The sequence below is a fragment of the Gordonia alkaliphila genome, assembly GCF_039542465.1.
Classification (GTDB): Bacteria; Actinomycetota; Actinomycetes; order Mycobacteriales; family Mycobacteriaceae; genus Gordonia; species Gordonia alkaliphila.
The window spans coordinates 1-24997 of record NZ_BAABIE010000021.1; the positions used below are offsets into that span (position 1 = coordinate 1).

25 protein-coding genes and 2 pseudogenes are annotated in these 24997 nt (G+C 67.9%); 12 read left to right on the forward strand and 15 right to left on the reverse strand.

What is annotated here, in order from left to right:
* Window positions 1–254 precede the first annotated feature (254 nt).
* The gene (locus ABD989_RS16640; protein ID WP_345314329.1) at window positions 255–1412 is read left to right on the forward strand and encodes a hypothetical protein; all 1158 of its coding nucleotides are present in this window, start codon (window positions 255–257) and stop codon (window positions 1410–1412) included.
* A 320-nt stretch (window positions 1413–1732) separates the two neighbouring features.
* Here the strand turns inward: ABD989_RS16640 and ABD989_RS16645 are convergent, their stop codons facing one another.
* Window positions 1733–2002: a hypothetical protein gene (locus ABD989_RS16645; protein ID WP_345314330.1), complete on the reverse strand. Its 270-nt coding sequence runs from the start codon at window positions 2000–2002 to the stop codon at window positions 1733–1735.
* A 97-nt stretch (window positions 2003–2099) separates the two neighbouring features.
* Between ABD989_RS16645 and ABD989_RS16650 the strand changes: the two genes are divergently transcribed.
* Window positions 2100–2381 carry a hypothetical protein gene (locus tag ABD989_RS16650; RefSeq protein ID WP_345314331.1) on the forward strand — a complete coding sequence of 94 codons (282 nt, stop codon included), beginning with the start codon at window positions 2100–2102 and terminating at the stop codon, window positions 2379–2381.
* A 323-nt stretch (window positions 2382–2704) separates the two neighbouring features.
* The gene (locus tag ABD989_RS16655; RefSeq protein ID WP_425556558.1) at window positions 2705–4831 is read left to right on the forward strand and encodes a heavy metal translocating P-type ATPase; all 2127 of its coding nucleotides are present in this window, start codon (window positions 2705–2707) and stop codon (window positions 4829–4831) included.
* Here ABD989_RS16655 and ABD989_RS16660 read toward each other — a convergent pair.
* The 3 genes from ABD989_RS16660 to ABD989_RS16670 form a co-directional block, all read right to left on the reverse strand.
* Complete coding sequence (locus ABD989_RS16660; RefSeq protein ID WP_345314332.1) at window positions 4785–5792, reverse strand: DUF2716 domain-containing protein; 1008 nt, start codon at window positions 5790–5792, stop codon at window positions 4785–4787. The genes ABD989_RS16655 and ABD989_RS16660 overlap by 47 nt on opposite strands.
* Window positions 5793–5908: 116 nt before the next feature.
* A complete protein-coding gene (locus ABD989_RS16665; RefSeq protein WP_345314333.1) occupies window positions 5909–6349 on the reverse strand; it encodes a YtoQ family protein in 441 nt (146 codons plus the stop codon).
* A gap of 72 nt (window positions 6350–6421) precedes the next feature.
* Window positions 6422–7561 (reverse strand): phosphotransferase, encoded by a 1140-nt coding sequence (locus ABD989_RS16670; RefSeq protein ID WP_345314334.1) that lies wholly within the window; start codon window positions 7559–7561, stop codon window positions 6422–6424.
* Between the two features lie 61 nt (window positions 7562–7622).
* Between ABD989_RS16670 and ABD989_RS16675 the strand changes: the two genes are divergently transcribed.
* Complete coding sequence (locus ABD989_RS16675; RefSeq protein WP_345314335.1) at window positions 7623–8057, forward strand: MarR family winged helix-turn-helix transcriptional regulator; 435 nt, start codon at window positions 7623–7625, stop codon at window positions 8055–8057.
* 110 nt (window positions 8058–8167) lie between these two features.
* Here ABD989_RS16675 and ABD989_RS16680 read toward each other — a convergent pair whose 3' ends face one another.
* Window positions 8168–8548: a hypothetical protein gene (locus tag ABD989_RS16680; RefSeq protein WP_345314336.1), complete on the reverse strand. Its 381-nt coding sequence runs from the start codon at window positions 8546–8548 to the stop codon at window positions 8168–8170.
* A 127-nt stretch (window positions 8549–8675) separates the two neighbouring features.
* Window positions 8676–8792, reverse strand: a pseudogene (locus tag ABD989_RS16685) (type II toxin-antitoxin system YoeB family toxin); the annotation flags it as partial.
* Between the two features lie 139 nt (window positions 8793–8931).
* Here ABD989_RS16685 and ABD989_RS16690 point away from each other — a divergent pair.
* Window positions 8932–10181 (forward strand): annotated as a pseudogene (locus ABD989_RS16690) (IS256 family transposase).
* A gap of 488 nt (window positions 10182–10669) precedes the next feature.
* Here the strand turns inward: ABD989_RS16690 and ABD989_RS16695 are convergent.
* The 4 genes from ABD989_RS16695 to ABD989_RS16710 are packed head-to-tail and all read right to left on the reverse strand — an operon-like array spanning window position 10670 to window position 13578.
* Window positions 10670–10957: a HigA family addiction module antitoxin gene (locus ABD989_RS16695; protein WP_425556557.1), complete on the reverse strand. Its 288-nt coding sequence runs from the start codon at window positions 10955–10957 to the stop codon at window positions 10670–10672.
* 7 nt (window positions 10958–10964) lie between these two features.
* Window positions 10965–11246 carry a type II toxin-antitoxin system RelE/ParE family toxin gene (locus tag ABD989_RS16700; protein ID WP_345314338.1) on the reverse strand — a complete coding sequence of 94 codons (282 nt, stop codon included), beginning with the start codon at window positions 11244–11246 and terminating at the stop codon, window positions 10965–10967.
* A 33-nt stretch (window positions 11247–11279) separates the two neighbouring features.
* Window positions 11280–12359 carry a redox-regulated ATPase YchF gene (ychF, locus tag ABD989_RS16705; RefSeq protein ID WP_345314339.1) on the reverse strand — a complete coding sequence of 360 codons (1080 nt, stop codon included), beginning with the start codon at window positions 12357–12359 and terminating at the stop codon, window positions 11280–11282.
* A 22-nt stretch (window positions 12360–12381) separates the two neighbouring features.
* Window positions 12382–13578, reverse strand: a complete 1197-nt coding sequence (locus ABD989_RS16710) for an AI-2E family transporter (RefSeq protein WP_345314362.1) — start codon at window positions 13576–13578, stop codon at window positions 12382–12384.
* Between the two features lie 247 nt (window positions 13579–13825).
* Here ABD989_RS16710 and ABD989_RS16715 point away from each other — a divergent pair, with 247 nt between their 5' ends.
* The 4 genes from ABD989_RS16715 (at window position 13826) to ABD989_RS16730 (ending at window position 18155) form a co-directional block, all read left to right on the forward strand.
* On the forward strand, window positions 13826–15340 hold the full coding sequence (locus tag ABD989_RS16715; protein ID WP_345314340.1) for a DNA-3-methyladenine glycosylase 2 family protein: 1515 nt from the start codon (window positions 13826–13828) through the stop codon (window positions 15338–15340).
* On the forward strand, window positions 15337–15864 hold the full coding sequence (locus ABD989_RS16720) for a methylated-DNA--[protein]-cysteine S-methyltransferase (protein WP_345314341.1): 528 nt from the start codon (window positions 15337–15339) through the stop codon (window positions 15862–15864). Before ABD989_RS16715 ends, ABD989_RS16720 begins: the two co-directional genes overlap by 4 nt.
* Before the next feature lie 56 nt (window positions 15865–15920).
* On the forward strand, window positions 15921–17018 hold the full coding sequence (locus tag ABD989_RS16725) for a DNA recombination protein RmuC (RefSeq protein ID WP_345314342.1): 1098 nt from the start codon (window positions 15921–15923) through the stop codon (window positions 17016–17018).
* Between the two features lie 63 nt (window positions 17019–17081).
* A complete protein-coding gene (locus tag ABD989_RS16730; protein ID WP_345314343.1) occupies window positions 17082–18155 on the forward strand; it encodes a DUF6542 domain-containing protein in 1074 nt (357 codons plus the stop codon).
* Between the two features lie 15 nt (window positions 18156–18170).
* On the opposite strand, the gene ABD989_RS16735 is transcribed toward ABD989_RS16730, so the two are convergent.
* The 5 genes from ABD989_RS16735 to trhO all read right to left on the reverse strand — a co-directional run bounded on the left by ABD989_RS16735 (window position 18171) and on the right by trhO (window position 22847).
* Window positions 18171–18776, reverse strand: coding sequence for a nucleosidase (locus ABD989_RS16735; protein WP_345314344.1), 606 nt, complete (start codon window positions 18774–18776; stop codon window positions 18171–18173).
* Complete coding sequence (locus ABD989_RS16740; RefSeq protein ID WP_345314345.1) at window positions 18769–19731, reverse strand: SDR family oxidoreductase; 963 nt, start codon at window positions 19729–19731, stop codon at window positions 18769–18771. Before ABD989_RS16740 ends, ABD989_RS16735 begins: the two co-directional genes overlap by 8 nt.
* Before the next feature lie 80 nt (window positions 19732–19811).
* Complete coding sequence (locus ABD989_RS16745) at window positions 19812–20861, reverse strand: N-acetylmuramoyl-L-alanine amidase (RefSeq protein ID WP_345314346.1); 1050 nt, start codon at window positions 20859–20861, stop codon at window positions 19812–19814.
* Window positions 20862–20967: 106 nt separating this feature from the next.
* Window positions 20968–21996 carry a CobW family GTP-binding protein gene (locus tag ABD989_RS16750; RefSeq protein ID WP_345314347.1) on the reverse strand — a complete coding sequence of 343 codons (1029 nt, stop codon included), beginning with the start codon at window positions 21994–21996 and terminating at the stop codon, window positions 20968–20970.
* Window positions 21993–22847: an oxygen-dependent tRNA uridine(34) hydroxylase TrhO gene (gene trhO / locus ABD989_RS16755; protein ID WP_345314348.1), complete on the reverse strand. Its 855-nt coding sequence runs from the start codon at window positions 22845–22847 to the stop codon at window positions 21993–21995. The genes ABD989_RS16750 and trhO overlap by 4 nt, the downstream gene beginning before the upstream one ends.
* Between trhO and ABD989_RS16760 the strand changes: the two genes are divergently transcribed.
* The 3 genes from ABD989_RS16760 to ABD989_RS16770 all read left to right on the forward strand — a co-directional run bounded on the left by ABD989_RS16760 (window position 22840) and on the right by ABD989_RS16770 (window position 24742).
* Complete coding sequence (locus tag ABD989_RS16760) at window positions 22840–23649, forward strand: hypothetical protein (protein ID WP_246991538.1); 810 nt, start codon at window positions 22840–22842, stop codon at window positions 23647–23649. The two genes, trhO and ABD989_RS16760, sit on opposite strands and share 8 nt — an antisense overlap.
* Before the next feature lie 109 nt (window positions 23650–23758).
* The gene (locus ABD989_RS16765) at window positions 23759–24082 is read left to right on the forward strand and encodes a histone-like nucleoid-structuring protein Lsr2 (RefSeq protein WP_246991539.1); all 324 of its coding nucleotides are present in this window, start codon (window positions 23759–23761) and stop codon (window positions 24080–24082) included.
* 213 nt (window positions 24083–24295) lie between these two features.
* On the forward strand, window positions 24296–24742 hold the full coding sequence (locus tag ABD989_RS16770) for an Hsp20/alpha crystallin family protein (RefSeq protein WP_345314349.1): 447 nt from the start codon (window positions 24296–24298) through the stop codon (window positions 24740–24742).
* Window positions 24743–24997: the final 255 nt, after the last annotated feature.

The window sequence follows — 24997 nt, forward strand, 5'->3', positions numbered from 1 at the left end:
AGAAGGACAAGGCCGCCGCACTCCTGGACGCGCAAGCCCAAATCGCATAGCGTTCACAACGACTCGTTGATCAGAACGCGTGACTCTACGCCCGATCCGAAGTCCACCACCCCAAGGGGCACTATCCCGACAAAGTCGGCTGGCGAGCCCGGGGAACGGACCTCGCCCAATCGGCGGTGCGTTCGTGGCTTGCAGCCTGCCAGCCTAAAATGCCGTGCGAGGCAGTCTCCACCGAATGAAATGGCAACAGCGACATGAACCCCACGCCCCGCAAGCACGGTCATTCGTGGTCCCTGCGCGACTACCAAACCCTGGTGTACTTTATTCGCACGCAGCGGACCTTGGAGCAGACAGCAAAGGCGCTAGACCGGTCCGTGGGTTCCGTCGACAGCCGGGTCCGAATCTTCGATGACTCCCAGGCCCCGGAACCGTCCGATTGGCGAGGGCAGCTGGACAAGGGACTGGCGAATTTGCAGAGCGAATCGTACGACTGGCATTCCCGGGTGATCGCCTACTGCGCCGCACATGGGTTGACCCTCTGGGACGATATGAAAGACGGAGAGCTCTCTGACTGGTGGAACCGCGGCATCACCGACCCCGAGGTTCTCGCCAACTTCGTCGGTAGCAACGAGAATCAAACCGCGCGCCGCCTGAAGGACCTCGGGCTCATCGTGAAGAAGCGTCGAAAAGCCGCAGCAACACCCGTCAGCCTGGTGCTCGTCGACGCCTCTGGCCGTGTGCGCTGGACAAGTGCACACGGCAACCAGGACGAGGCCGCGGAGACTCTGATCGGCTTACTGCCGGAACCGGAAACCGTGCTGGACTTCGGATCCTACTGGCGTTGGACCATCGCGCTGACACCGAAAGGATGGACTGAAGCGGTCCTCTCTTCGGGGGCCTTTATCCCGGCCGCTGCGACAACAATGAGTCCGCAAGAGTTGTCACTACAGCCAGCGCCCTCGAAGCTGCCGTCTCTTGCTAGTTCACCCGACCTACCTGCCGACTTCTCGTGCCCACGATGCATTGATCAGCAACGATTTAACGTGCCGCTGTATCGAATTCGAAGCCTGACAGGCGAACATGCGACCGATCAAACGCGGTGCGTCTTTGGCCATATAGTCTACATATTTGCTGGACGGGAGGTCGAGGCCAGATGGAGGCCCGGGCAACGCCTCCCCACACCAGCCCAAAAAATTGCCAGCGACCTAGGCAGCACCGAGGACGAATTGGACGACTTGGACGACTGGGAAGAGGACGAGAACGAGAACGCCTGGAGCGATGCACGCACCGAGTCTGAGCTGGTCAACGCTGAACGAATCGGATTCTGGGACCGCTACTCGACCGATGACGAGACGATTGACCCGAGCGAGTACAGCGACCCTGGCTACTGGGTCAGCGAAGACGACGATTGACCTCTGACATCTCGCCGTCCGGGATCATTGGACCGCAGATAGGTAGTGCCCAGACACCATAGACAGCGCCCCACCTTTCTCAACGCACGACTAGCGGACCGGTAGCTGCAAGAGGTCCCCGCACGAAGGCCCACCCTCCCGCGCACCCGCCCACGTCAGCCAGCCTCGCGCGAAGCAGAACGAGCGAGCCGCCTCCGACGGACACAGCGCCCGCCGATCCGTCGCTCCATCGAATTCACCCGGATACGGATAGCCCCCAGCGGACGGCGCAAGCCGACGGCTCTGTCCGACCGGGGTCTAGCGTGGGATCAGATCACTGGTCAGGGAGGTCCCATGACAAGGAAGTCTTGGAGTTCGCGCAGCGTGCTCGCCGTCGCACTGGCAGCAGGCCTGTTGTTGGGGTTGACGGCCTGCTCAACGACGGAATAACCACGGCAGGGGCCATCGTTATCGCAGGAGGCGACAAGCTCCGAAACCGCACCTGCGACCACGAACAGCGCACCGACGTCCACGAACAGCACACCAGCGACCACGAAGAGCGCGCCGACGGACGGCGGCGCGACGAATAGGCCTGCTGCCGATTTCGCCACCGATTCGGGTCACGAGTTCCGGTCGCCGTCCGGCGCGATTCGCTGTCACGAGTTCACGACCGGGCTGCTCTGCCAGGTGCCCGACTACCCGCGCACCGTGGCTGAAGATCTTCGCTGCGGGTCTTATCCCGGCGACGCCGAGAACCGCGCGGTCCAGTTCGGCTGGCAGAACTTCGATAGGCCGGCGTGCGCCACCATCATCCAGGGCCTCCGCACCGAGCCGCGCGCGGTCCTCGAATACGGCGAATCGGTGACGTTCTCACCGCAGCCGGACCTGTCGATCACCTGCTCGTCGACGCAAGAAGGAATCCGCTGCGAGAACCCGAACGGATACGGCTTCTTCGTCTCCAAGACGGACTTCACGCGGTACCGCGTGTAGTACGCACCGCCAGTCGCCCGGCGCGGTCGTCCCGCCGACCAGCACAGCCCCCCCCCCCCCCCCCGGAACGGGCCACCGAGTACGAGCCCGCCACTCCTGCTCCAGCGCACGTCTGCCGCGCGCGAGGACGGAAATTTCGAGCCGCCAGACCATTGACCAATACCCCATAGGGGTATACCGTAGGATGCAATAGCCGACGTGAACAGAGGCTGGCCGATACCGAGAAAGGCAGAGCGATGACTGATCCGGAACGACACGACCACCATCACGATCACGGCGACGACTCCGACGGGCACAGCGCCCGCCGATCCGCCGCTCCGCCGATGCGTGGGCACGACGGTCACGCCATGGAGCACCGCCACGACGGCCACACGATGACGCAGGACCGGACCGATCATGCCTGGCACGCCGGCCACGACAGCCAGGAGGGGAACGAGGACCACTCCGGCCACGGCGGACACGCCGGGCACGGCGACCACGTGGGCCAGTTCCGCCGACTGTTCTGGATCAACCTCATCATCGCGATCCCGACGGTCGCGCTCTCGCCGATGTTCGCCATGCTGCTCGGCTACTCCGTGCCCGGCTGGGCCGGCTGGGCGGCCGCGGTCCTCGGCACCGTCATGTACGTCTGGGGCGGCCGGCCCTTCCTCACCGGCGCGTGGAGCGAACTGAAGGCCCGCAAGCCCGGAATGATGCTGCTCATCGGGCTGGCGATCAGCGTCGCGTTCTTCGCGTCGTGGGCAGCGACGCTCGGCGTGGTCCACCACGAACTCGAGTTCTGGTGGGAGTTGGCACTCCTGATCGTGATCATGCTGTTGGGCCACTGGATCGAGATGCGGTCGCTGGCCCAGACCACCTCGGCGCTCGACTCGCTCGCGGCCCTCCTGCCCGACGAGGCCGAACGCGTCGAGGGCGACGACGTGGTGACCGTCGCCCCCACCGACCTCGACGTCGGCGACCTCGTGATCGTCCGCCCCGGCGGCAGCATCCCGGCCGACGGCGTGATCCGCGAGGGTCGCGCGGATGTCGATGAGTCGATGATCACCGGCGAGTCCCGCCCGGTGTCGCGGGGCGAAGGCGACACCGTCACCGCGGGCACCGTCGCCACCGACTCCGGTCTGCGCGTGGAGATCACCGCGACCGGCGAGGACACCGCGCTGGCCGGGATCAACCGGCTCGTGACCGAGGCGCAGAACTCCTCCTCGCGGGCGCAGCGCCTGGCCGACCGCGCCGCGGGCTGGCTGTTCTGGTTCGCGCTGGGCGCGGCACTGATCACCGCGGTCGTCTGGTCGGCGATCGGCGACCCGGACGCAGCCGTGATCCGCACCATCACCGTCCTCGTCATCGCCTGCCCGCACGCCCTGGGTCTGGCGATCCCCCTCGTGGTCTCCATCGCCACCGAACGCGCCGCCCGCGGCGGCGTCCTGGTGAAGGATCGCCTCGCGCTCGAGTCCATGCGGCACGTCGACGCCGTGTTCTTCGACAAGACCGGCACCCTCACCAAGGGCGAGCCCACCGTGACCGGCGTCGAACCGGTCGGTGATCTCCACGCCGACACCGTCCTCGCGCTGGCCGCCGCGGCCGAGGCCGACAGCGAGCACCCGCTGGCCAAGGCCATCGTCGCCGCCGCGCAGGACCGCGGACTGACCGTCGCGCCGGCCGGCGACTTCTCGTCGTCGCCCGCCGTCGGCGTCACCGCCACCGTGGACGGGCACGAGATCCGCGTCGGCGGTCCCCACCTGCTCGACGAGACCGGTCAGCGCGAGGTCGCCGCAGCCGACCACTGGCGCACCGAGGGCGCGATCATCCTGCACGTGCTCCGCGACGGTCGGGTCATCGGCGGCCTGAAGCTCGCCGACGAGGTCCGTCCGGAATCGCGCGAGGCGGTGGACGCTCTGCACGCCCTCGGCGTCGAGGTCGTCATGATCACCGGCGACGCCGAAGCCGTCGCGAACGAGGTCGGCACCGAGCTCGGCATCGACCGCGTCTTCGCCGGCGTCCGCCCGGAAGACAAGTCCGCGAAGGTCGCGCAACTGCAGGACGAGGGCAGGACGGTCGCCATGGTCGGCGACGGCGTCAACGACGCCCCTGCCCTGGCGCAGGCCGACGTCGGCATCGCCATCGGTGCGGGCACGGACGTGGCCATCGCCTCGGCGGGCGTCATTCTGGCCGGCTCCGATCCCCGTTCGGTGCTGTCGGTGATCCAGCTGTCGCGGGCGGCCTACCGGAAGATGCAGCAGAACCTCTGGTGGGCGGCGGGCTACAACCTGATCTCGGTGCCGCTCGCGGCCGGCGTTCTCGCCGCGGTGGGCTTCGTGATGCCGATGGCGGTCGGCGCGATCCTGATGTCGGCGTCGACCGTCGTGGTCGCCCTCAACGCCCAGCTGCTGCGGCGGATGGATCTCACGCCCGAGGCCAGTACGCAGGCGGTGCTGGAGCGTCGGGAGTGAGCGGCGAAGGACTCTGCGGGTGCCGCGGGAGCCAGGTGAGCAGCTCGGCGCCGAGACTGGCGACGAGCTCATCACCCCAGATCGTCAACGTCTGCTGCCACGGGTGGCCGAACGTGCCCCACCGCAGATCGGCCGCCATATGGGCGTAGTAGTCCCCGTCGGGGAACACTCGCACCTGGGGCTCGGCCGACTGCAGCACGTGGGCGGCCGGCGAGTATCGATAGGCCGGGTGCTGCCAGTCCAGGGCCACCAGGTCGGCGTCGCCGGCGAGCCAGACGAACGCGCGGAACGCCGCCGCATCCACCGCGGCCGACCCGGACGCGAACCGAGGCCCAGGCGCGAAGACCGGCGACAGGTCGAGGACCAGCGCGCCGTCGGGTAGCCGTATCGCCGGATGATCACGTTCATAGAACTCGGGGGCAAAGGCGAAACGTTGCTGGAACGGCGCCCACGCCGAGTCGTACTCGACTTCGCGCCACGTCGTCGCCGGGCCCGGCGCTGCCGGTGTGTCGTTGCCCTCGCGCACAACGGCGGCCAGAACTTCCGCCACCGCATCCGGGTTTCGGTCCGTGACGTCGACGGTGTGGAAGGCCGATCGAATCCAGTCGGCGCCGTCGAAGCCGTCATAGTTGGTCAGTCGCCAGTCGACTGCCATCGGTTCTTCGGGATCAGCCACGACCCGCGCCCGATGCCGATCTTTACTCACCCGCAGCACCGCCGCATGCACCCCGAGCCCGGGGTCGAGCGCCGCCCGAATCTGTGCCCAATACTCCTGCACCACAATCGTCTGCGGCACCACAATCAGATGAGGCGTCGCCGGCAGTTCGCGCGCGAGCGCGTTGAGTGCCGCCGCGACCGCCTCGCGCCAGGCGGGCCACTCTTGAAAATCGCGCACCGGCACCACCGGCTGCAAGGCCGTCCGCAACGCCGACCCGATCACCTCGGGATCGAAAACCACCACGCGGTCATGACTGTTCTACAGCCGTCGAGCCGCCGTCGTCTTCCCGGCACCGAACGGCCCGTTGATCCACAGCAGTTGATGTCCGGACCGGTCCGCACCGGAGGCCGCTGTCATGGCTAGGCCTTCAGCACGTACCGCAGGGTCTCCACCACCTGATCGGTCGTCGTGCACCAGGCCTGAGCCTCGGCGTCGACTTCCTTGAGCGGATGGACGATGTCCTCGGCGTGCAAGGTCACGTACGGCTTGCCGAGCGCGGCGCAGTAGCCGGCGTCGAAGGCCGCGTTCCACTGCTTGTACTGGTCGCCGAAGCGGACCACCACGAAGTCGCTCTGCTCGATCAGGTGGCGCGTGCGGATGGCGTTGATCTTGGCGGACTGGTGGTCGCGCCAGAACCCGTCGGTGGTCGGGCCGAGATGGTCGCCGGCGGCGTCGCTCGCGGGGTGATCGGTCACCGGTGCGGTGAAGACCACGTCGAGGCCGGCGGCCTTCGCGCCACGCTCGATCTCCGCGCGCCAGTCGGTGTGGATCTCACCGGACAGATAGACAGAGAAACTCACGGCAGCAGACTCCTTCTCGATGGGGTGATGCCCCGACCCTACCGGCGACCGCCCGGTACCTGCCCGGCCCGGTCAGCCGTGCGACATCGTCTCGTCGAGCAGGCGCAGGCTGTACCGCGCAATCCGAGCGCGCGCCGCGACCAGCGCCTGCAGGGCGGCGTCTGGCTCGCGGTCGAGGAGTTCGACGGGCAAGGCCGGAAGCCCGCTGAACAGGGCCAACTGCAGGGCGTGCGCGCGCTCGATCACGTCGACGGCAACCGGCTCGCCTTCCTCGGCCAGGCCTGCGGCGTACGCCTCGACGATGACACCGGCGCGCAGTTCGAGATCGTCGGCGGATCGCTTCCCGATCTGCACGTCCCCGATGAGGAGTTGCCCGATGTCGAAGCCGACCGGCAATGTGCGGAAGTAGCCGAAGTCGATCAAGGTGAAGCCGGAACCGTCGGGCCGCACCAGCAGGTTGTTGGGGCAGGCGTCCCCGTGCGCCGCGAGCGGCGGCAGTGTCGACAGCTCCGCGGCGATCGCGTCGAGGTCGTCGGCCGCCGCGCGCATCGGCTCGCGCAGGTCGGCGAAGTCGGCGGCCAGGAGCGGGTGGTCCCAGACGTCCGAGTGCAGGATCGGGAGAACCCCGTTCCGCAGTCGGCCGTCGGCGTAGGTGGACATCCGGAACTCGTGGCTGACCCTCGCCGCCACCGCCCGCACTCCCCGCGAAGCGGCGAATCGACCGAGGAGCCGTGCCGCCTGCCGATAGCGTTCGACGTCCCACTCGACCGGGTCCGCGTCGACCAGATCGAGCCACACGGCGTACGACAGGTCGTCGATCGTCTGCACCCGCAGCACGTCGGGCATCGTGAACCCGGCGGGCAGCCGCTCGGCGAGATCGGACGAGTAGACCTCAGCCTCCGTGCGCCACGGCACTGTCGTGCGCGCCCACTCGCGCAGCTCCGCGGGGACGTAGGCGAACTCCGGGGACCGCGACCACTCGCGGATGTGTTTGACGAAGAATGCGAAGGCGCGCTCGGCGCCGTCGACCATCGCGGCTCCGGAGACCACGAAGCGACCCTCGGTGGTCATCGCCGGGACGTCGTAGGGGAACTCCTCCGCCTCGACGGTGAGCAGCGTCGCCGCGGTCGCGCCCCAACTGTCCGCGACCATCGACGCCAGCACTTCGTCGGGCACTGCCGCAGGCCCGAGGACTGCCAGATCGATCGCCATGCCGCGCTCCGAACTCCGAGAATCACTCACAAGGAGGAGTTAGTAAGGTAACTTTACCACCGTGGTCAATACCCCCTTCGCGCCCGACGAGCGGGAAATCGTGGTGGCCCTCCAGGCCCTCCGGTACCGCCTGCTCGACGTCTACGACCCGGCCGCGTTCGACGGCCTACGCGTCTCGCAACTCCGGGTGATCCACGGCGTGCCGCGGGGCGGGGTCAGCGTGACCGAACTCGCCGAGCGCCTCGGCATGACCAAGCAGGCCTGCGGGCAGTTCGTCAACGGCCTCGTCACCTCCGGGCACCTGACGACACGCGCCGCCGCAGACGACCGGCGTCTCCGATTGATCGACCGCACCCCCGCAGGCGAACGGTTGATGAAAGTGCAGCACCAGCACTTCCTCGAAGTCGAGGCCGCCCTGGCCGACGACGTCGGGCCGGAGCGCTACCGCACCTTCCGCGCGGTCCTCGACGAGCTCGCGTTCGGCGAGAGGACGTAGCGACCCGCGGTAGGCCCTAGTGCTGTGCCGAGGCGGGCTGACGCGGTTGTCCGGGTCGCTCCCAGGGCGCATTCGCCGACTCAGGCGCACTGCCGCCGAAGGGCCTGTCGTCACGACCGGCGCTGCACCACCTGGTCGACGTACATCCGCGTCACCATGTGGTGTTCGACGTCCGCCCGATCGATGACGGCGTCCAGTTCGGCCGGGGACGTATGCAGGATCGACGAGACCAGTGCCGCGAAGTCGGCACGGCTGACCGGCGCTCGGCCGCGAATCATCGACCGCTGCAGCACCGCGTGGCCGATCACTTCGAGGACCGCGCGCCGGTACGGGTCCGTCGCGAGGACGTCGAGATCGCCGTGAGTGATCGGGAACGACATGCTCGTCGAGACCGGACCGGAGTCGACCGGGGCCGAATAGATCAGTTCCCCGACGACCTCGTCGACGTGCGGCTCGTAACCGTCGCCCAGCCGCCGCCCCCTCCGGCTCATCGCGGCGTCCGGTACCACTGCGGGTCGTCCCCTTCGATGGGGCCGATTCCCGGCAGTTCGGTCAGCATGCCGACAGTGTGCCAGGGCGGGCGCCGTGCCCCCACGTCCACGCGCATGGCGATCGGCGTCAGCAGTGGTAGCGAGCCTGCAGAATCACGAGGTCCTCGCCATCGACCAGATAGACCAGTCGGTGCTCGTCGGAGATGCGCCGCGACCACGCCCCCTGCGCCCCGTACTTAGTAGGTACTTAGTAGTGCCCCATAGAGTGGTGTAGCCCGGTGACCGGGACCATGACGAGCAGCGTGTCGTTGCTCGGAGCGGGAGCGGTCACCGTGTGATCCTTCGAGGAATCTCCTACAACCCACTCGAACGGAGTCATCACGATGACCGCACCACACATTGTCGACCCTTCGGGCTTGCTGAGCCAAGCCCCCTGAGCGATGCGTCGCCGGACTTGATGCGCGAACTGCTGCAAGCTGTGATCAACGCCCTGCTCTCCGCTGATGCCGACGCGGTATGCGGCGCTGAATGGGGGCAGCGATCAGCTGAGCGCACCAACCAGCGCAACGGATACCGGCACCGCGCCCTCGATACTCGGGTCGGAACGATCGATGTCGCTGTCCCCAAACTGCGGCAGGGCACGTATTTCCCGGAATGGCTGCTCGAGCGGCGCAAACGCTCCGAAGCAGCATTGATCACCGTGGTCGCTGACTGCTACCTCGCCGGGGTGTCCACCCGCCGCATGGACAAGCTTGTCAAGACACTGGGGATCAACTCGCTGTCGAAGTCCCAGGTCTCGCGGATGGCCGCTGATCTCGATGAGCACGTCGAGCAGTTCCGGCACCGCCCCTTGAGTGAAGCGGGCCCGTTCACGTTCGTCGCCGCGGACGCGTTGACGATGAAGGTCCGTGAAGGTGGTCGCGTGGTCAACGCGGTCGTGCTGGTCGCGACCGGGGTCAACGCCGACGGGCGCCGAGAGGTCTTGGGCCTGCAGGTAGCCACCGCGGAAACCACAGTGGCGTGGAACAGCTTCTTTGCCGACCTGGTCGCCCGCGGCCTGACCGGAGTCCGGCTGGTAACCAGCGATGCTCATGCCGGCCTCGTCGAAGCGATCGCAGCGAACCTGCCCGGGGCAGCATGGCAACGCTGCCGCACCCACTACGCGGCGAACCTGATGAGCGTCACCCCGAAAAGTCTGTGGCCGGCAGTCAAAGCGATGCTGCACTCGGTATACGACCAGCCCGACGCCGCCTCGGTCAACGCCCAGTTCGACCGACTGCTCGACTACGTCGACACCAAACTGCCTGACGCGCACGATCACCTCGACACCGCTCGGGCCGACATCCTGGCCTTCACCGGTTTCCCCGAAGGACTCTGGCAGCAGATCTGGTCTAACAACCCCAACGAACGCCTCAACCGGGAGATCCGACGCCGCACCGACAGCGTTGGGATCTTTCCCAACCGTGACGCGATCGTCCGTCTGGTCGGCGCAGTCCTGGCCGAACAGACCGACGAATGGGCAGAAGGCCGCCGCTACCTCGGCCTGGACATCCTCGCCAAAAGCCGACTCACCCCCGTCCCCGCCACCGGAATCGAGGTAAACGCCGACACCACCCACGAACTCAGCGCTTAACCAGCACCAACGAAGGATCGCAGCGCTACACCACTACTCGGGACTTGACCTAGAGCGATAGTGCCCCTTGGGGTGGTGGACTTCGGATCGGGCGTAGAGTCACGCGTTCTGATCAACGAGTCGTTGTGAACGCTATGCGATTTGGGCTTGCGCGTCCAGGAGTGCGGCTGGGCCTCTCGAAGGCCCAGCGAGCATGCCGCGGAGAAATACGGCGACTCCGACTTCGAAGCATGCGTTTCGGTCGAGGACCAGCGCGCCTGGTTCGCGGACCCGGCCGGAGTGAACCTGCGCGTACCCAAGTCGATTCACGGATGGCAGCGGCCCGGTACACCTGGACACGATCCGCCGAGGCCAAGTGGCGGGCAGATACTGCGAACGCGCAACTTCCGACTCGCTCAGGACGCGCTCGACCGCGCTGACGCCTGGGAGATACGATCACGTCCGCTGGAGGACTTGTACGACCAATCGCCCGGTGAGGCCGATAGCGCTCACGCGACGTCGAGCGGAGTGATCGCAGCGATCGCGGCCCGCAGCGCGCGGCGCTCAAGCCGCAATTCGTAGTGCGACTGCAGATTCATCCAGAACTCGTCGGACGTTCCGAAGTATCGCGCCAGCCGGATCGCCGTGTCCGCGGTGATTCCCCGCTTGCCGTGCACGATCTCGTTGATCCGACGCGGCGGCACACCGATCGACACCGCCAGCTTGTTCTGCGTAATCCCGAAACCCTCGATGAAGTCCTCCATCAAGATCTCGCCCGGATGGATCGGCTCGATCATGTCCGTCTCAGTGGTAGTCGACGAGCTCGACATCTTCTGCACCTCCATCTCTCCAGACGAAGCAGATGCGCCACTGGGCGTTCACCCGAATGCTGTGTTGACCTCGGCGATCGCCGACCAGCTTCTCCAACCGGTTACCCGGTGGAATCCGAAGGTCCTCGACATCCTTCGCGGCATGGATCAACTCGAGCTTGCGCAGCGCCGCCCGCTGCACGGTGCGATCAACGCCCTTGACGTACTGCTCGCGCCAAATGCGTTCAGCGTCCTTGTCGCCGAACGATCTGATCACACGACTAGAATATAACGACAGCCGTCAATAACGCTAGACGTTAAACCGGAACTCCACGACGTCGCCGTCGACCATGACGTAGTCCTTGCCCTCCATGCGGACCTTGCCGGCGGCCTTGGCCGCGTTCATCGAGCCGGCGGCGTCGAGGTCCTCGAAGGAAACGATCTCGGCCTTGATGAAGCCCTTCTCGAAGTCCGTGTGGATCACGCCGGCCGCCTTGGGAGCGGTGTCGCCCTGGCGGATGGTCCAGGCACGCGACTCCTTGGGCCCGGCGGTCAGGTAGGTCTGCAGGCCGAGGGTGTGGAAGCCGGCGCGAGCCAGCTGACGCAGGCCGGGCTCGTCCTGGCCGATCGAGTCGAGGAGTTCCTGGGCGTCGTCCTCGTCGAGCTCGAGGAGTTCGCTCTCCACCTTGGCGTCGAGGAAGACACAGTCGGCCGGGGCGACGAGGTCGCGCAGCGACTGCTTGCGGGCGTCGTCGGTGAGGACCGACTCGTCGGCGTTGAACACGTACAGGAACGGCTTGGCCGTCAGCAGGTGCAGCTCGCGCACGCTCGACAGGTCGAAGGAGTCCTGCACCGAGAACAGGGTCTTGCCGCTGTTGAGCAGCTCCTGCGCGGTGCGCGCGGCGTCGGCCAGCGGCGCCAGTTCCTTGTTCTTCTTGGCGTCCTTCTCCAGCCGCGGCAGCGCCTTTTCGAGGGTCTGCATGTCGGCGAGGATCAGCTCGGTCTCGATCACCTCGATGTCGGCGGTCGGGTCGACGCGGCCGTCGACGTGCACCACGTCGTCGTCGGCGAAGACACGCACCACCTGGCAGATGGCGTCGGCCTCGCGGATGTTGGCGAGGAACTGGTTGCCCATGCCCTCACCCACCGACGCGCCCTTGACGATGCCGGCGATGTCGACGAACGAGACGACGGCGGGCAGGATCTTTTCGCTGCCGAAGATCTCCGCCAGGCGGGTCAGCCGGACGTCCGGCAGCTCCACCACACCGATGTTCGGCTCGATGGTGGCGAACGGGTAGTTTGCCGCCAGCACGTCGTTACGGGTCAGCGCGTTGAACAGGGTGGACTTGCCGACGTTGGGCAGTCCGACGATTCCGAGGGTGAGACTCACGGGAGTTGAGTCTATCGCCTAGTCAGGACGCGCTCGGACCGCCCTGAGATCCGGCTCGGAACCGGGACATCAGTTTGCGCTTCTGGGACGCCGCGGCCTCGGCTTCGGCGTCCTCGGCGACGATCCGCTCACCGGCCGCCATCCCGATCTGTTCCAGCACGTAGCGCAACAGCACCGCCAGGCACGACGCCGTCGGAACGGCCAGGAAGGCACCGATGATGCCGAACAGCGTGCCGCCCAACATCACCGCGAGCAGCACGATGACAGCGTGCAGTTCCATGGCCTTGGACTGCAGCCACGGCGACAGGACGTTGCCCTCCAACTGCTGCACCAGCAGGATGATCGCGAGCACGATCAGCGCCGTGGTCAGCCCGTTGACGACGAGGGCGATCAACACCGCGAGGGCGCCGGCGACGAATGCACCGACGATCGGCACGAAGCCGCCCATGAACGTGATGAGCACCAGCACCCCGGCCAGCGGCACATCGAGCACCACCAGGCCGATACCGATCAGCACGGCGTCGACGGCACTCACGATCGCCTGGGTCCGGATGAACCCGCCGAGCGTGTTCCACATGCGCATCAGGACTTCGCCGATGTGCGAGCCGGTCGGCATGCCGACGGTGCGGTTGAGCCACGGAATGAACTTGGGCCCGTCCTTGAGGAAGAAGAAGACCAGCACCAGCGAGGTGAAGCCGGTGATCAAGACCGACGTGGCGGCACCGACACCGCTGAACACGCCCGACGCGATGGTGGTGGCGCTCTTCTGCAGCTTCTCGATGATGGTGTCGACGAAACCGGACATCTGCTGGTCGTCGACGTTCAGCGGGGGCCCCTGCACCCAGTCCTGAACCTTCTTGACGCCGTCGATGGCGTGGTCCACGAGGATCGGCGTCTGATCGATCACCGACGGCGCGATGGCCCCGATGACACCGCCGACCACCAGGAACGCCAACAGCACGACACTCAGCGCGGCCAGCGCAGGCGGCACCCGACGTTTACGCAGCCACCGCACCGGCGGCCACAGCACGGTCGCGATGATGATCGCGAGCACCACAGGCAGCACGATCACCCAGAGCTTGCCGAGGATCCACATCACCACGGCCAGGAAGGCCAGCACCAGGATCGCCTGCAGCGACACCATGGCCGACGACCGGAGTCCGGTCAGGAAAACGCGCGACCGACTCGGATACGGCTTGCCGGTCCGCGGGTCGGTCATCACCCGTTCGGTGACCGACGCCAGGTCGTCGGGCTCGCTCCGCGCCTGCTCTTCGGCCCGGTCGATCGCCGCCGCATCGGCGTCGTCGACACCCGACGTGCCCCGCAGGTCATCGTTTTCATTACTCACGCGTGCAATCGTCACACACACTCGCGACTGGCGCGTGTCACAACCCGCGGCGCACTCGCTCATCGTCGAGTCCGAAAACCGCTAGCCGACGGACTCGGCGACGGGCAGACTCGTGTCTGTGACCGCCCCCGCCGCCGATCCCACAGTGCTCGAGCTCCCCTTCGAGCACTGCTACAAGGCGCTATCAGCCCGGGACAGCCGGTTCGACGGCCAGTTCTTCGTGACCGTCCGGACCACCGGCATCTACTGCCGACCGTCGTGCCCGGCGCGCACGCCCGAGCGCGGCAACGTCGACTTCGTGCCGACCTCCGCCGCGGCCGTCGCGCGAGGCTTCCGCGCCTGTCGCCGCTGCCTGCCGGATGCGACGCCCGGCAGCCCGCGCTGGAACACCGGCGCCGACCTGGCCAGTCGCGCCATGCGGCTGATCGCCGACGGCGTGGTGGATCGCGACGGGGTCGACGGCCTGGCGCGCGCCCTCGGCTACACGCCCCGGCACGTCGGTCGGGTGCTGCGCGCCGAGCTCGGCGCCGGACCGTTGGCACTGGCCCGCGCCCATCGGGCCACCACCGCCCGAATCCTGCTGATCAGCACGTCCATGCCGGTCTCCGACGTGGCCTTCGCCGCGGGCTTCGCCAGCATCCGCCAGTTCAACGACACCCTGCGCGACACCTACGACCGCACGCCGAGCGAACTACGCAAACGCTACCGGGGCGCCGCCGCGCAGGCCGGGCCGGCGTTGACGCTCCGCCTGCCTCTGCGCACCCCGTACGACGTCGACTGGACCGTCCGGGGATTCGCCGCGCACGCCGTCGACGGGGTCGAACGCGTAGACGGCGCCACGCTGCAGCGCACGCTCCGCCTGCCGCGCGGTCCGGCGCTGGTCGCGCTGACCCTGCACGACGACCATGCGACCGCGCACCTGGAGCACCTGGACCTGCGCGACCTGAGCGTCGCCGTGAACCGGCTGCGTCGGCTCGCCGACCTCGACGCCGATCCGATCGCGGTGGACACCGCGCTGTCGGCCGATCCGCACCTGGCGCCATTGGTGGCCGCCGCACCCGGCATCCGGATCCCCGGCGGGGTGGACGGCCACGAGACCCTGCTGCGCACGATCGTCGGCCAGCAGATCAGCGTGGCCGCCGCGCGCACCCGGCTGGGCGCGCTGGTGGCCGACCTCGGCGAACCCGCACCGTGGCACGGCACCGTCGGACCGGAGGTACCCGACCGCCTGTTCCCCACGCCGGCAGCCGTCGCGGCTGCCGGCGAGGACGCGATCGCTGGTCCGCGGCGACTGGCCCGGGCGGTGGTCGGCGCCGCCCGCGCGATCGCCTCCGGCGCGATGGAACCGCACGCGGGGTCGCAGACGTCTAAGTTACGGACCGAGTTGCTCGCTCTGGACGGCGTCGGACCGTGGACCGCCGATCAGGTGGCGATGCGGGTGACCGGCGATCCCGACGTGCTGCCGCACGGCGACCTGGTGATCGTCCGCGCCGCCGCCGAACTGGGCATCGACCTGGCCCGTACCGAACAATGGCGTCCGTGGCGGTCGTACGCGGCCATGCATCTGTGGCGCCACCGTCTGACATCGACCGCCGCGGCCACCGGCCCGGCGCACCAGAGAGGCACGCGATGACCACCACCGACGCACCCGCCCCGACCACCACACCCGACACCCTCGGCTGCACCACCGTCGCCACCGACGACGGACCGTTCACGGTCCTGTTCGACGACGGCGTGGTCTACGCCTCCGGCTGGGTGAACGACGGCGAGTACCTGCGCGCCCTCATCCACCCGACGCTGCGACCCGAGACCCTCGAGGAGCGGCCCGGCGGCGACATCGTCGAGGCGGTGCGCGCGTACTACGAGGGCGACCTGGACGCCCCGTCCCGCATCGCCGTCCGCCAGCACTCGGGGCCTTTCCTGCAGTCCGCGTGGGCGGCGCTGCGCGCGGTGCCGGCCGGTCCCCCGGTGACCTACAGCGAACTGGCCGAGCGGGCCGGGAACGCGGCGGCCGTCCGCGCCGCGGCCGCCTGCTGCGCGCAGAACGCCGCCGCCCTGTTCGTGCCGTGCCACCGGGTGGTCCGCAGCAACGGCGGGCTCGGTGGCTTCCGGTACGGGCTCGACATCAAGGAAGCCCTGATCGACCGCGAGAAGTAGCCGACGGCCCACGCCGAGCCCGCGGAATTGTCGGAGGGGACCGTCATGATGACGCCATGACCGCTTCCCTGGCCATCACCGGCCTCGTCTGCCTGATCGTCGGCGTCGTCGCCGGATGGTTCGCGCACCACCTCACCGCGGGGACGGTCGGCGCGGCCACCCTGGAGGCCACGCGCGAGCAGTCCGCGGTGCTCGGCGACGAGGTGAACGACATCGTCGAGCCCCTGCGGCACACGCTGACTCAGCTGTCGGAGGAACTGCGGCGCACCGAGAACAACCGCATCCACGCCTACGCCGGTCTCACCGAGCAGGTTCGCGGCATGGCGCAGACCTCGGTGCGGCTGCAGGAGCAGACCAGCCGCCTGGCCGGCGCCCTGCACGCACCGCAGATCCGCGGCCGCTGGGGCGAGGTGCAGCTGGAACGCATCGTGGAACTGTCCGGCATGTCCCGGCACTGCGACTTCACCACCCAGCAGACCGTGAACGGCGACGACCGGCGCCTGCGCCCGGACCTGGTGGTCCATCTGGCCGGCGGGCGCACCATCGTCGTCGACGCCAAGGCCCCGCTGTCGGCCTACCTGGAGGCCACCGCCGGAGCTCCCGGTCCCGTCGACGAAGCGACGCTGCTGACCCGCCACGCGCAGGCGGTGCGCAGCCACGTGACGGCGTTGTCGGCCAAGTCGTACTGGGCGGCGCAGCAGAGCTCACCCGAGTTCGTCGTGCTGTTCCTCCCCGGCGACGGCGTGCTGGAGGCCGCCACGCGCGCCGATCCGACGCTGCTCGACTACTCCTTCGCCCGCAACGTCGTCCTCGCCACGCCGAGCACGCTGATCGCGCTGCTGCGGACCGTCGCCCTCGGTTGGCGTCAGCACGCGCTCGCCGAGGACGCCGCCACCATCCACACCCTCGGCCGCCAGTTGTACCAGCGGCTCGACGGCGTCCTGGGGCACTTGGAGAAGACCGGCAGCGCACTGCGCCGGGCGGTGGAGTCGTACAACTCGGCGATCGGCGCGATCGACTCGCGCCTGTCGGTCACGGCCCGTCGACTGTCCGAACTCGAGGCGCTCGGCGACGTCGGCGGCGCTCCCAGTCCGCCGCGCGAACGGTTGCCCGCGGTGGACGTCGCGGTCCGCACTGCGACCCGCGACACCTGACCGATCACGACGCCACCGGCCTGGCGTCTGCGTGGCACTCCCTGCACCCGGTACCGTTGATCCGTGCTCTCTACCCTCACGAACCGCACCCCGGTGCCCGCGGACAAGCAGAGCGTGCTGCCCGGATTCGTCGGAGTGCCCTGGTGGGGCGCCCTGCTGATCGCCGCCGGGTGCACCGCGCTCGGCGCCACCATCGACAGCCTGATCAACTCCTCGCTGGGTCTGATCTACAACGTCTTCTTTCTGATCGGGTGTGTCGTGGCCGCTCTCGCGGTGCGACGACGCGCGCTGTTCACCGCCGCCGTACAGCCACCGCTGATTACCCTCACCATCGGCCTGATCTCGCTGTTCAGCCTGGTGTCGATCAGCAACACCAGCGGCAAACCGCAGAGCCTGAGCAAGACCGTTCTGAACATCGCGATGCCGTACTCCAACCTCTTCCCGTGGATCATCACCACGTTCGTGCTGTGTGTGGCGATCGCCGTGGCGCGCTGGTACTTCACCCGCGAGGATGCCGCCGAGCAGGCGACGGCACGTCGTCGCCCGGCCAAGGACGAGGACCGCGCCCAGCGGGACCGCCCGACCCGCGACCGGGCCGAGGGCGATCGCAGCAAGCGCACCCCGCGCTCGGCGGCCAAGAGCGAGGCCGCCTCCCCCAAGAACACCGCCCGCAAGAACGCCGCCCGCAAGGGTGCACCGCAGACAGCCGGTGACCCGGCCGCTCGACGACGTCGTCGTCACGAGCCCACCGCCGACGCACCGGTCGCGGCCGGAACGCCGGCGCCGGAACGCCGGGGGGTCGATCCCCGTCGCGGACCTCACACCGCTGCCGGACAGAATGCTGCCGGGGCACGCCCCGCCGATCCGACGCGACCGGCCGCACGTCCCGGTCCCGACGCCGCCGATCGCCGAGCTCCGGCCCGCCCCCGTCCCACGCCGGCGGCCGCTCCCGAGCGGCCGCGACCGGTCCGCAAGTCGCCGACCGCCGTCGGCGAATCGCAGAATCGTCCGGTGCGCCGGGCCGAGCCCCAGGTGATCCCGGCGCGACCGAACACCGATCATCCGCGCCGCACCGCAGGCCAGCAGCTGCGCGATCAGGGTGCCGTGGAGGACCTGACCCTCGGTCTCGACGACTGATCCCGCCGGATCGGACTACGCCTGGACCGGGCTCTCCTGCACCAGCCCCCACCGGCTGTCCACCAGCCAGGCGGCGAGATCGCGGGCGGCCGCATCGAGCGCGGACGGCCAGTCCATGGCCGAGTCGTCGGCGTAGTCGCTGACCACCTTGACGAACCGAATCGGCACGTCGAAGTCGGCGCAGACGTGCGCCAGCGCGGCACCTTCCATGTCGACGAGATCGGCGCGGGCGGCCAACCGGTCCCGTTGCCCTTCGTCGGCGACGAAGGTGTCGCCGGTGGCCAGCACGGTGCCGTCGCCCCCGGGAACCTCCCAGGTGTCGGTGACCGGGTAGCCGAGGGCGGCCAGATCGGCCGCGCTGAGGTCGTGTTCGATCACCGTCGACGGCAGGTACAGGCCCGCGTGGTGCCGGTGCAGGGCGCCCGCCGTGCCGATGTTCACCACGCGCACGTAGCGTCCGGGCTCGGCTGCGAGACGGCGGGTGAGCGCGGTGGCGCTGCGTACCTTGCCGAGGCCGGTGATGAGGAGCTGCGCGTCGGCGGGAACATGCGCGGCTTCGGCTCGGGTGGCGGCGACGACGAGCACGTCGTCGGGCACAGCCGACGAGAACGCGTCAGCCACGGTTGTCCGCGGGCGTCGACGACGAGTCGGTGGCGCCCGGCGCGCCCGCACTCACGGCGCTGATCCGCGCGAGGTGGTCGAAGCGGTTGTTGGCGATCCGCATGACGACCTCGTAGGGCAGTGCGAACTTGCGGGCCCACCAGTAGCCGAAGCGGGTGTCGAACGACGTGTAGACCATGAACTTGTTGCGCACGACGCCCTTGCACAGCGATTCGGCGGCCTGCTCAGGTGTCACCGCGATCCGATGGAAACCGCCGACCTGCTTGGCGATCACCGGATTGCTGCGATCGAGCCCGGCGATCTCGACGCTGTCCACCAGCGGGGTGGCGACGGCGCCCGGGCAGACGAGGCTGACGCCGATGCCGTGCCTGCGCAGGTCGAAGCGCAGCACCTCCGATACCCCGCGGATGCCGAACTTGCTGGCGCTGTAGGCCGCGTGCCACGGCAGTGCGAGGAGCCCGGCGGCCGACGACACATTGACCAGCTGGCCGCCCTTGCCGCGGCGCACCATCGCCGGCACGAAGCATTCGATGATGTGGATCGGTCCCATCAGGTTGACGTCGACCATGCGCCGCCACTGCTTGTGCTCCAGGTTTTCCACGGTGCCCCACGCCGAGATTCCGGCGACGTTCATCACCACGTCCATCACGCCGACTTCGGCTTCGACGTCGCGCGCGAAGGCGGCGACCCAGTCGTAGTCGGACACGTCGCCGGCCCGGTGATAGAGCACGGTGCCACCGGTCGCGGAGAGCTCGGCGACCACCTGGTCGAGCAGCCCGGTCTGCACGTCGGTCAGCACCAGCTCACCGCCGCGCCGCGCCACCGCCTCGGCGGTGGCCTTCCCGATCCCGCTGGCCGCACCGGTGATGAGCACCTTGCGGCCGGCGAAACTCGGCACCGGGGTCGGCATGTAGAACAGGTCGCGGATGGTCTTCACACTCGAAAACAGGCCCATGCCTCGACTCTAGTGCCGATGCCGGTGTGCCCGGCGGCTTCGTCGCCCAGATCGCGCCACCCAGATCGCACCGCCCCAGATCAGATGGGCAGCTTGCCGCCGAAGACGGTGTAGACCACGGCCAGCATCGCCTTGAGCACCTGCGCGGAGACGTCCGAACCCTGCGCCATCAGAATCGCCTGGGCCTCGTCGAGGCTCTTGGCGGCCGAGAGCTGCTCGATCAGCGGTCCCACCGCGGCCAGCGCGGCGAGGTCGGCGGCGTCGCCGCCGGTGTCGCCGTACTGTCCGGCTTCACCGGGGGCCAGCGGAACCGGCTCGGAAGCGGGTGCGGTGGAGAGGTAGTTCTTCACACCGTTGGTGATCGCCAGCGCGTAGGCGGCCGACCCCTTCGCGGACGAGAGTTCCTTGGCCTCCTTCGGATTCGCGAGGTTGCCCATCTCGACGAACACGATCGGCACGCGGGTCAGGTTCACGCCCGCGATGTCCGAGCGCGCCACGATGCCGTTCTTCGCGCCGCCGTAGTTGGCCGGCGTGAAGCCCGAGCGCTTGAAGGCGTCCCGCATGGCCTCGGTGGCCTGGCGTCCCTTGCCGGCCTGCACCGAGGTTACGGTGGCGTCCGGCACCGGCAGCACCGGGGTGATCAGGTGGAAACCGGACTTGCCCTCGTCGGCACTGCGGCTGGTGGAGTCGGCGTGCAGGCTGACGGCGAGGTCGGCCTTGGAGTCGTTGGCGGCGGCGGCCCGCTCGTCCACGCAGCCGCCCCACCCGGTGTCGTCGGGCCGACTGAAGACCACGCGGGCGCCTTCGGCTTCCAGCCCTGCCTTGACCAGCTGCGCGACGTCCCAGTTGATGGTGTGCTCGGCCTTGCCGCCCAGGGCGGTACTGCCGGTGGTCTGGCAGTCCTTGGTGCCGCCGCGGCCGTCCTGGACCTGCTTGTTCAACGAGTGCCCGGCGGCGGACCCCTGGTGGCCCGGATCGAGGAAGACCGTCCGACCGCTCAACGATCCTGCCTTCGGCGCTTGCGGTTCGGCCGCCGCGGGGACCGCGACGAGGGTGCCGGCGGTCAGCAGACCGGCCGCGGCCAGACCGAACCCACCGAAGGCACGACGACGTACAGACACAACAGACATGAACAACCCCTTAGATCACCAGAAGTCACACCAGTCACTTCTGCCTCAAGTGAATCAGCGGGAGTCGGCCCGTGGCAACCCGATCCCCGTCACACCGAGGAAATCGTTAGTCGCCTGTGACCAGGTGCCGAGTCAGATGGAGGATGCCGTTCTCGTCTGCCGGATCGGCCGGGACCAGGACGTCGGCCATCGCCGCGCGCGTCGCATCGACGTCGAGCCCGGCGCCGATGGTCACCAGGCTGGTGGCGCGTACCCCGTCCGGCCAGGGCCGACGCCCCACCCGCACGAATCCACCGACGGCGTGCACTTCGTAGGCGCGCTCGCGGTGCCCGGGCAGGTCAACGAAGGCCAGCCCCTTGCAGCGGTAGGCGCCGGCCGGCGGCCGCTCCAGGAAGGCCGCCAGCCGCCGCGGGTCGACGGGTCCGGCCGCGTCCAGCGACACCGATTCGAAGGCCTCGTGCAGATGCCCGTGCGGATAGTCGGGTTCGTCGTCGAGCAGTTCGCCGATCGAGAGCTGGCGCGGCTGCTCGTGCTCGCCGACTCCCCCGACGCCCTCGGCGAAGAACCCGGGGTCGATCACTCCCCCGACCACCGACACGATCGGCGCCGTGGGATTCAGCCCGACGAGAGCGCCGCGCACCCGGGCCAAATGGTCCGCGGACACCAGGTCGGTCTTGTTGCACACCACCAGGTCGGCCACCGCCACGTGGCCGGCCACCGCGGGATGCTCGGCGAGCGTCTGCTCCATGTGCGCGGCGTCGACCAGGTACACCAGACCCCCGTAGGCCACGCGCTCGTCGCGCGCCGCGAGCACCAAACGCACCAACGCCTTGGGTTCGGCGATCCCGCTGGCCTCGATCACAATGGCATCGACGCCCGACGCCGCCAGCGCCGCCAGCGCTTCACCCAGCCCCTCGGCGTCGGTGGTGCAGCAGATACATCCGTTCGCCAAGTCGAGTCGGCCCGCGGACTGCCCGGACACCAGCAACGCGTCGATGTTCACCGCGCCGAAGTCGTTGACCAGCACGCCGAATCGTCGGCCGTCGGCGTGGCGCAGCAGATGGTTGAGGACCGTGGTCTTTCCCGCACCGAGGAATCCGGCGAGAACCACCACCGGTACCGCGCGCGCCGTCATTGCGACGCGGGGCGGCACTGTGAGCAGAGCACCGCGAGCTCCCGCCCGAGTTCGTCGGGATGGTTGGCGATCCGATTGGTCGGCGCCCCGCAGCTCACACAGGTGCCGAGAACTCTCGACTTCTCCGAGAAGTCGAGACTCATACGCTTATCGAAGACATACAGCGAGCCTTCCCACAAGCCGTCGTCTCCGTACGCTTCTCCATAGCGGACGATTCCGCCGTCGATCTGATAGACCTCGGTGAATCCACGATTACGAAGAAGTGCGCTGAGCACCTCACATCGCACGCCGCCCGTGCAATAGGTCACTACTGGACGATTCTTCAGATGATCTAACACGCCGCTGTCGATCAACGGCACGAAATCGCGGGTCGTCTCCACATCGGGAACCACCGCCCCGGCAAATCGCCCAATCTGCGCTTCGATCGCATTGCGTCCGTCGAAGAAGACGACGTCGTCTCCGCGCTCGGCGACCAAATCGTGGACCTGCTCGGGCGACAATCGGTCGCCGCCGCCGACAATTCCCTCCGCGCCCACCACCACTTCGTCGGGAACGCCGAAGGTGACGATCTCCGGGCGGACTTTGACGCTCAACCGGGGAAAGTCGTCGCCGACTCCTTCGGACCACTTGATATCGGCATCCCGAAAAGCCGGGTAGCTGCGCGTGGCGCGTACGTACCGTTTGACGTCGGGCAGATCACCACCCACTGTCGCGTTGATGCCGTGGGATGACACGATGATTCTGCCGCGCAGGCCCAACGACTCGCAGACCGCCTGCTGCCATAGTCGGATAGCGTCTGGATCCGGCAGCGGCGTGAACACGTAGAACAACACGATCTTGGGAGTGGCCACAGTGCAAGGGTACGGATCCACCGGGCACCCGCCGACCACCGGACGTCGGACTCGTCGACCCCTCCGCCTCGCCGCGGCGGCGCTGGCTGCGGCGGCGCTCACCGCCACCAGCGCCTGCGGGCTGCTCGAGGAGCAGCAGGGCCCCACCGCGATTCAGATTCCGGAGAGGAATGCGCTGATCACCGAGTCGTCGACGGCGGCACCGACGGCGACGACCGCTCCGAAGTCCCGGTCCACTCGCAGCTTCACCACCGACGCCGCCGACAGCATGGCCAGCGCCATCTCGACGGCACCGCGGGTCGGGGTGAGCAATTACCACGTCGGTGCCACCACCGATACCGGCGAACGACTCGACGACCTCTCCGGTGTCCACTTCTCCACCCCGGACCGCACGATTCGCTGTTCGACCGGCAACAACGGCTCCGGCGCCCTGGTCTGCGCGGGCGATCGGATCGACGGACGAACGACGCCCCCGCCGAACAGTCCGGCCGGTTGCGAATGGAATAGGAACCTCGCGGTACTGAATTCCGAGTCCGTAGCGGCGGGCGGTTGCGCCAATCTGTATCCGGTGCTTTTCCGGTCGCACATCCTCGAATTCGGCTCGACGATTGTGGCCGGCGGCTTCAGCTGCCTCAGCGACGTCGACGGCCTGTACTGCCTCGAATCAGACTCGAACGCCGGATTCGCGCTGACCTCGGACGGATATGCGGAGATTCACGGCGACGACCGAGCCCCCTCCGAACTGCTCGGGGAATCCGCCCGCAATAGTCAGCGTTCCACCGCCCCCACTCCTACTCGCTGATATCGATCACGCATTTCGCCTTTTACATTCGCGACAATTTTTGTAGACTCGGGACGTCCACATATTTCATGCAATATCTCCATTGAGAAACCACCGAGAAGGGCCCTTCATGGCGAAGCGAACCAAGATCATGATCGTCGACGACATCGACGGCGCCGAGCTGGACGACTACGAAACCGTCCGATGGTCGCTCGACGGAAAGAGCTACGAGTTCGACGCCTCGCCGGAGAATGCCGCAGCGTTCCGCGATGCGGTGGCCACCTATGTGGGCGTCTCCCGCGTGGTCGGCGGGCGCAGCACGCGTCGCGCTGCCGGCAAGTCGACCACGAACACCCGCGCCGTGCGCGCGTGGGCCAACGAGAACGGCTTAACCGTGAGCGATCGCGGCCGTATCCCGGCCGACATCATCGCCGCCTACGAAGCGGCCCACTGACGCACCAGCTGCCGCCAACGAGCGGCATCAGCGCGAGCCGTATGACGATCGCCGCAGCCCCTCAACGAGGCTGCGGCGATCATTATTTCGATGGAGCGACTGACGCCTCAAAAGCTGGCACTCGATGGCGTTGAGTGCTAATCAGGTATCGCACAGTGATGAGGAGCACCGGCAGCCGGGCTGGTGCGGAAGCGAAACAGGAGGTGTGTTGCTGTGCTTGGTTTTGATCCTTTCACAGACTTCGACTCGTTGGCTCGTGGCGTGCTGAGTGGGCAGCAAAGCGGAACCATGCGGACGCCACGGTTCATGCCGATGGATCTGTACAAGATCGAAGATCGCTACGTTTTGACCGCTGATCTTCCCGGAGTCGATCCGGGCTCGGTCGCCGTCAGCGTCGACAACGGCGTGTTGACCCTGTCCGCCCAACGATCGGTCGCGTCTGATGAAGGCGTCAAGTGGCTTGCCAGCGAGCGATTCGCTGGCACGTACCGCAGGCAGGTGACGTTGGGCGACGGCATCGATACCGCGGCCATCAGTGCGAAGTACGACAACGGCGTTCTCAGCGTGGTCATCCCGGTTGCCGAGAAGGCTAAGGCTCGCAAGATCACGGTGGAACAGTCCGAGCAACCACAGGCCTCGATCACCGCGACATCAACCTGAGGTAGCCGCCGCTGAATTCATGATGGGACTTTCTTTCGAGGAGGCACATGATGGGTATAGCACTGGAGGCCAGCCCGCTCGACTGGCTGGACCAGCACACTGACATCGAATTCTTCGACGATCACGTCGATGCGTATCCGTACGAGTTCCCAGATCGGTCCGAAATGCTGGGCAGCGGAGCCTCCCCTCCCGGCGTGTGGCCGTGACAGAAGAGCACGTACGTGACCTCTGGAGGTGATGTCATCGAGGTAGACC

Bases quoted from the DNA above. Each gene is read 5' to 3' on its own strand.
- ABD989_RS16640 (WP_345314329.1), top strand. From the start codon at position 255: ATGAACCCCACGCCCCGCAAGCACGGTCATTCGTGGTCCCTGCGCGAC.
- ABD989_RS16655 (WP_425556558.1), top strand. From the start codon at position 2,705: ATGCGTGGGCACGACGGTCACGCCATGGAGCACCGCCACGACGGCCAC.
- ABD989_RS16670 (WP_345314334.1), bottom strand. From the start codon at position 7,561: ATGGCGATCGATCTGGCAGTCCTCGGGCCTGCGGCAGTGCCCGACGAA.
- ABD989_RS16680 (WP_345314336.1), bottom strand. From the start codon at position 8,548: ATGAGCCGGAGGGGGCGGCGGCTGGGCGACGGTTACGAGCCGCACGTC.
- ABD989_RS16695 (WP_425556557.1), bottom strand. From the start codon at position 10,957: ATGATCGAGCCGATCCATCCGGGCGAGATCTTGATGGAGGACTTCATC.
- ABD989_RS16710 (WP_345314362.1), bottom strand. From the start codon at position 13,578: ATGACCGACCCGCGGACCGGCAAGCCGTATCCGAGTCGGTCGCGCGTT.
- ABD989_RS16720 (WP_345314341.1), top strand. From the start codon at position 15,337: ATGACCACCACCGACGCACCCGCCCCGACCACCACACCCGACACCCTC.
- ABD989_RS16725 (WP_345314342.1), top strand. From the start codon at position 15,921: ATGACCGCTTCCCTGGCCATCACCGGCCTCGTCTGCCTGATCGTCGGC.
- ABD989_RS16740 (WP_345314345.1), bottom strand. From the start codon at position 19,731: ATGGGCCTGTTTTCGAGTGTGAAGACCATCCGCGACCTGTTCTACATG.
- ABD989_RS16745 (WP_345314346.1), bottom strand. From the start codon at position 20,861: ATGTCTGTTGTGTCTGTACGTCGTCGTGCCTTCGGTGGGTTCGGTCTG.
- ABD989_RS16750 (WP_345314347.1), bottom strand. From the start codon at position 21,996: ATGACGGCGCGCGCGGTACCGGTGGTGGTTCTCGCCGGATTCCTCGGT.
- ABD989_RS16765 (WP_246991539.1), top strand. From the start codon at position 23,759: ATGGCGAAGCGAACCAAGATCATGATCGTCGACGACATCGACGGCGCC.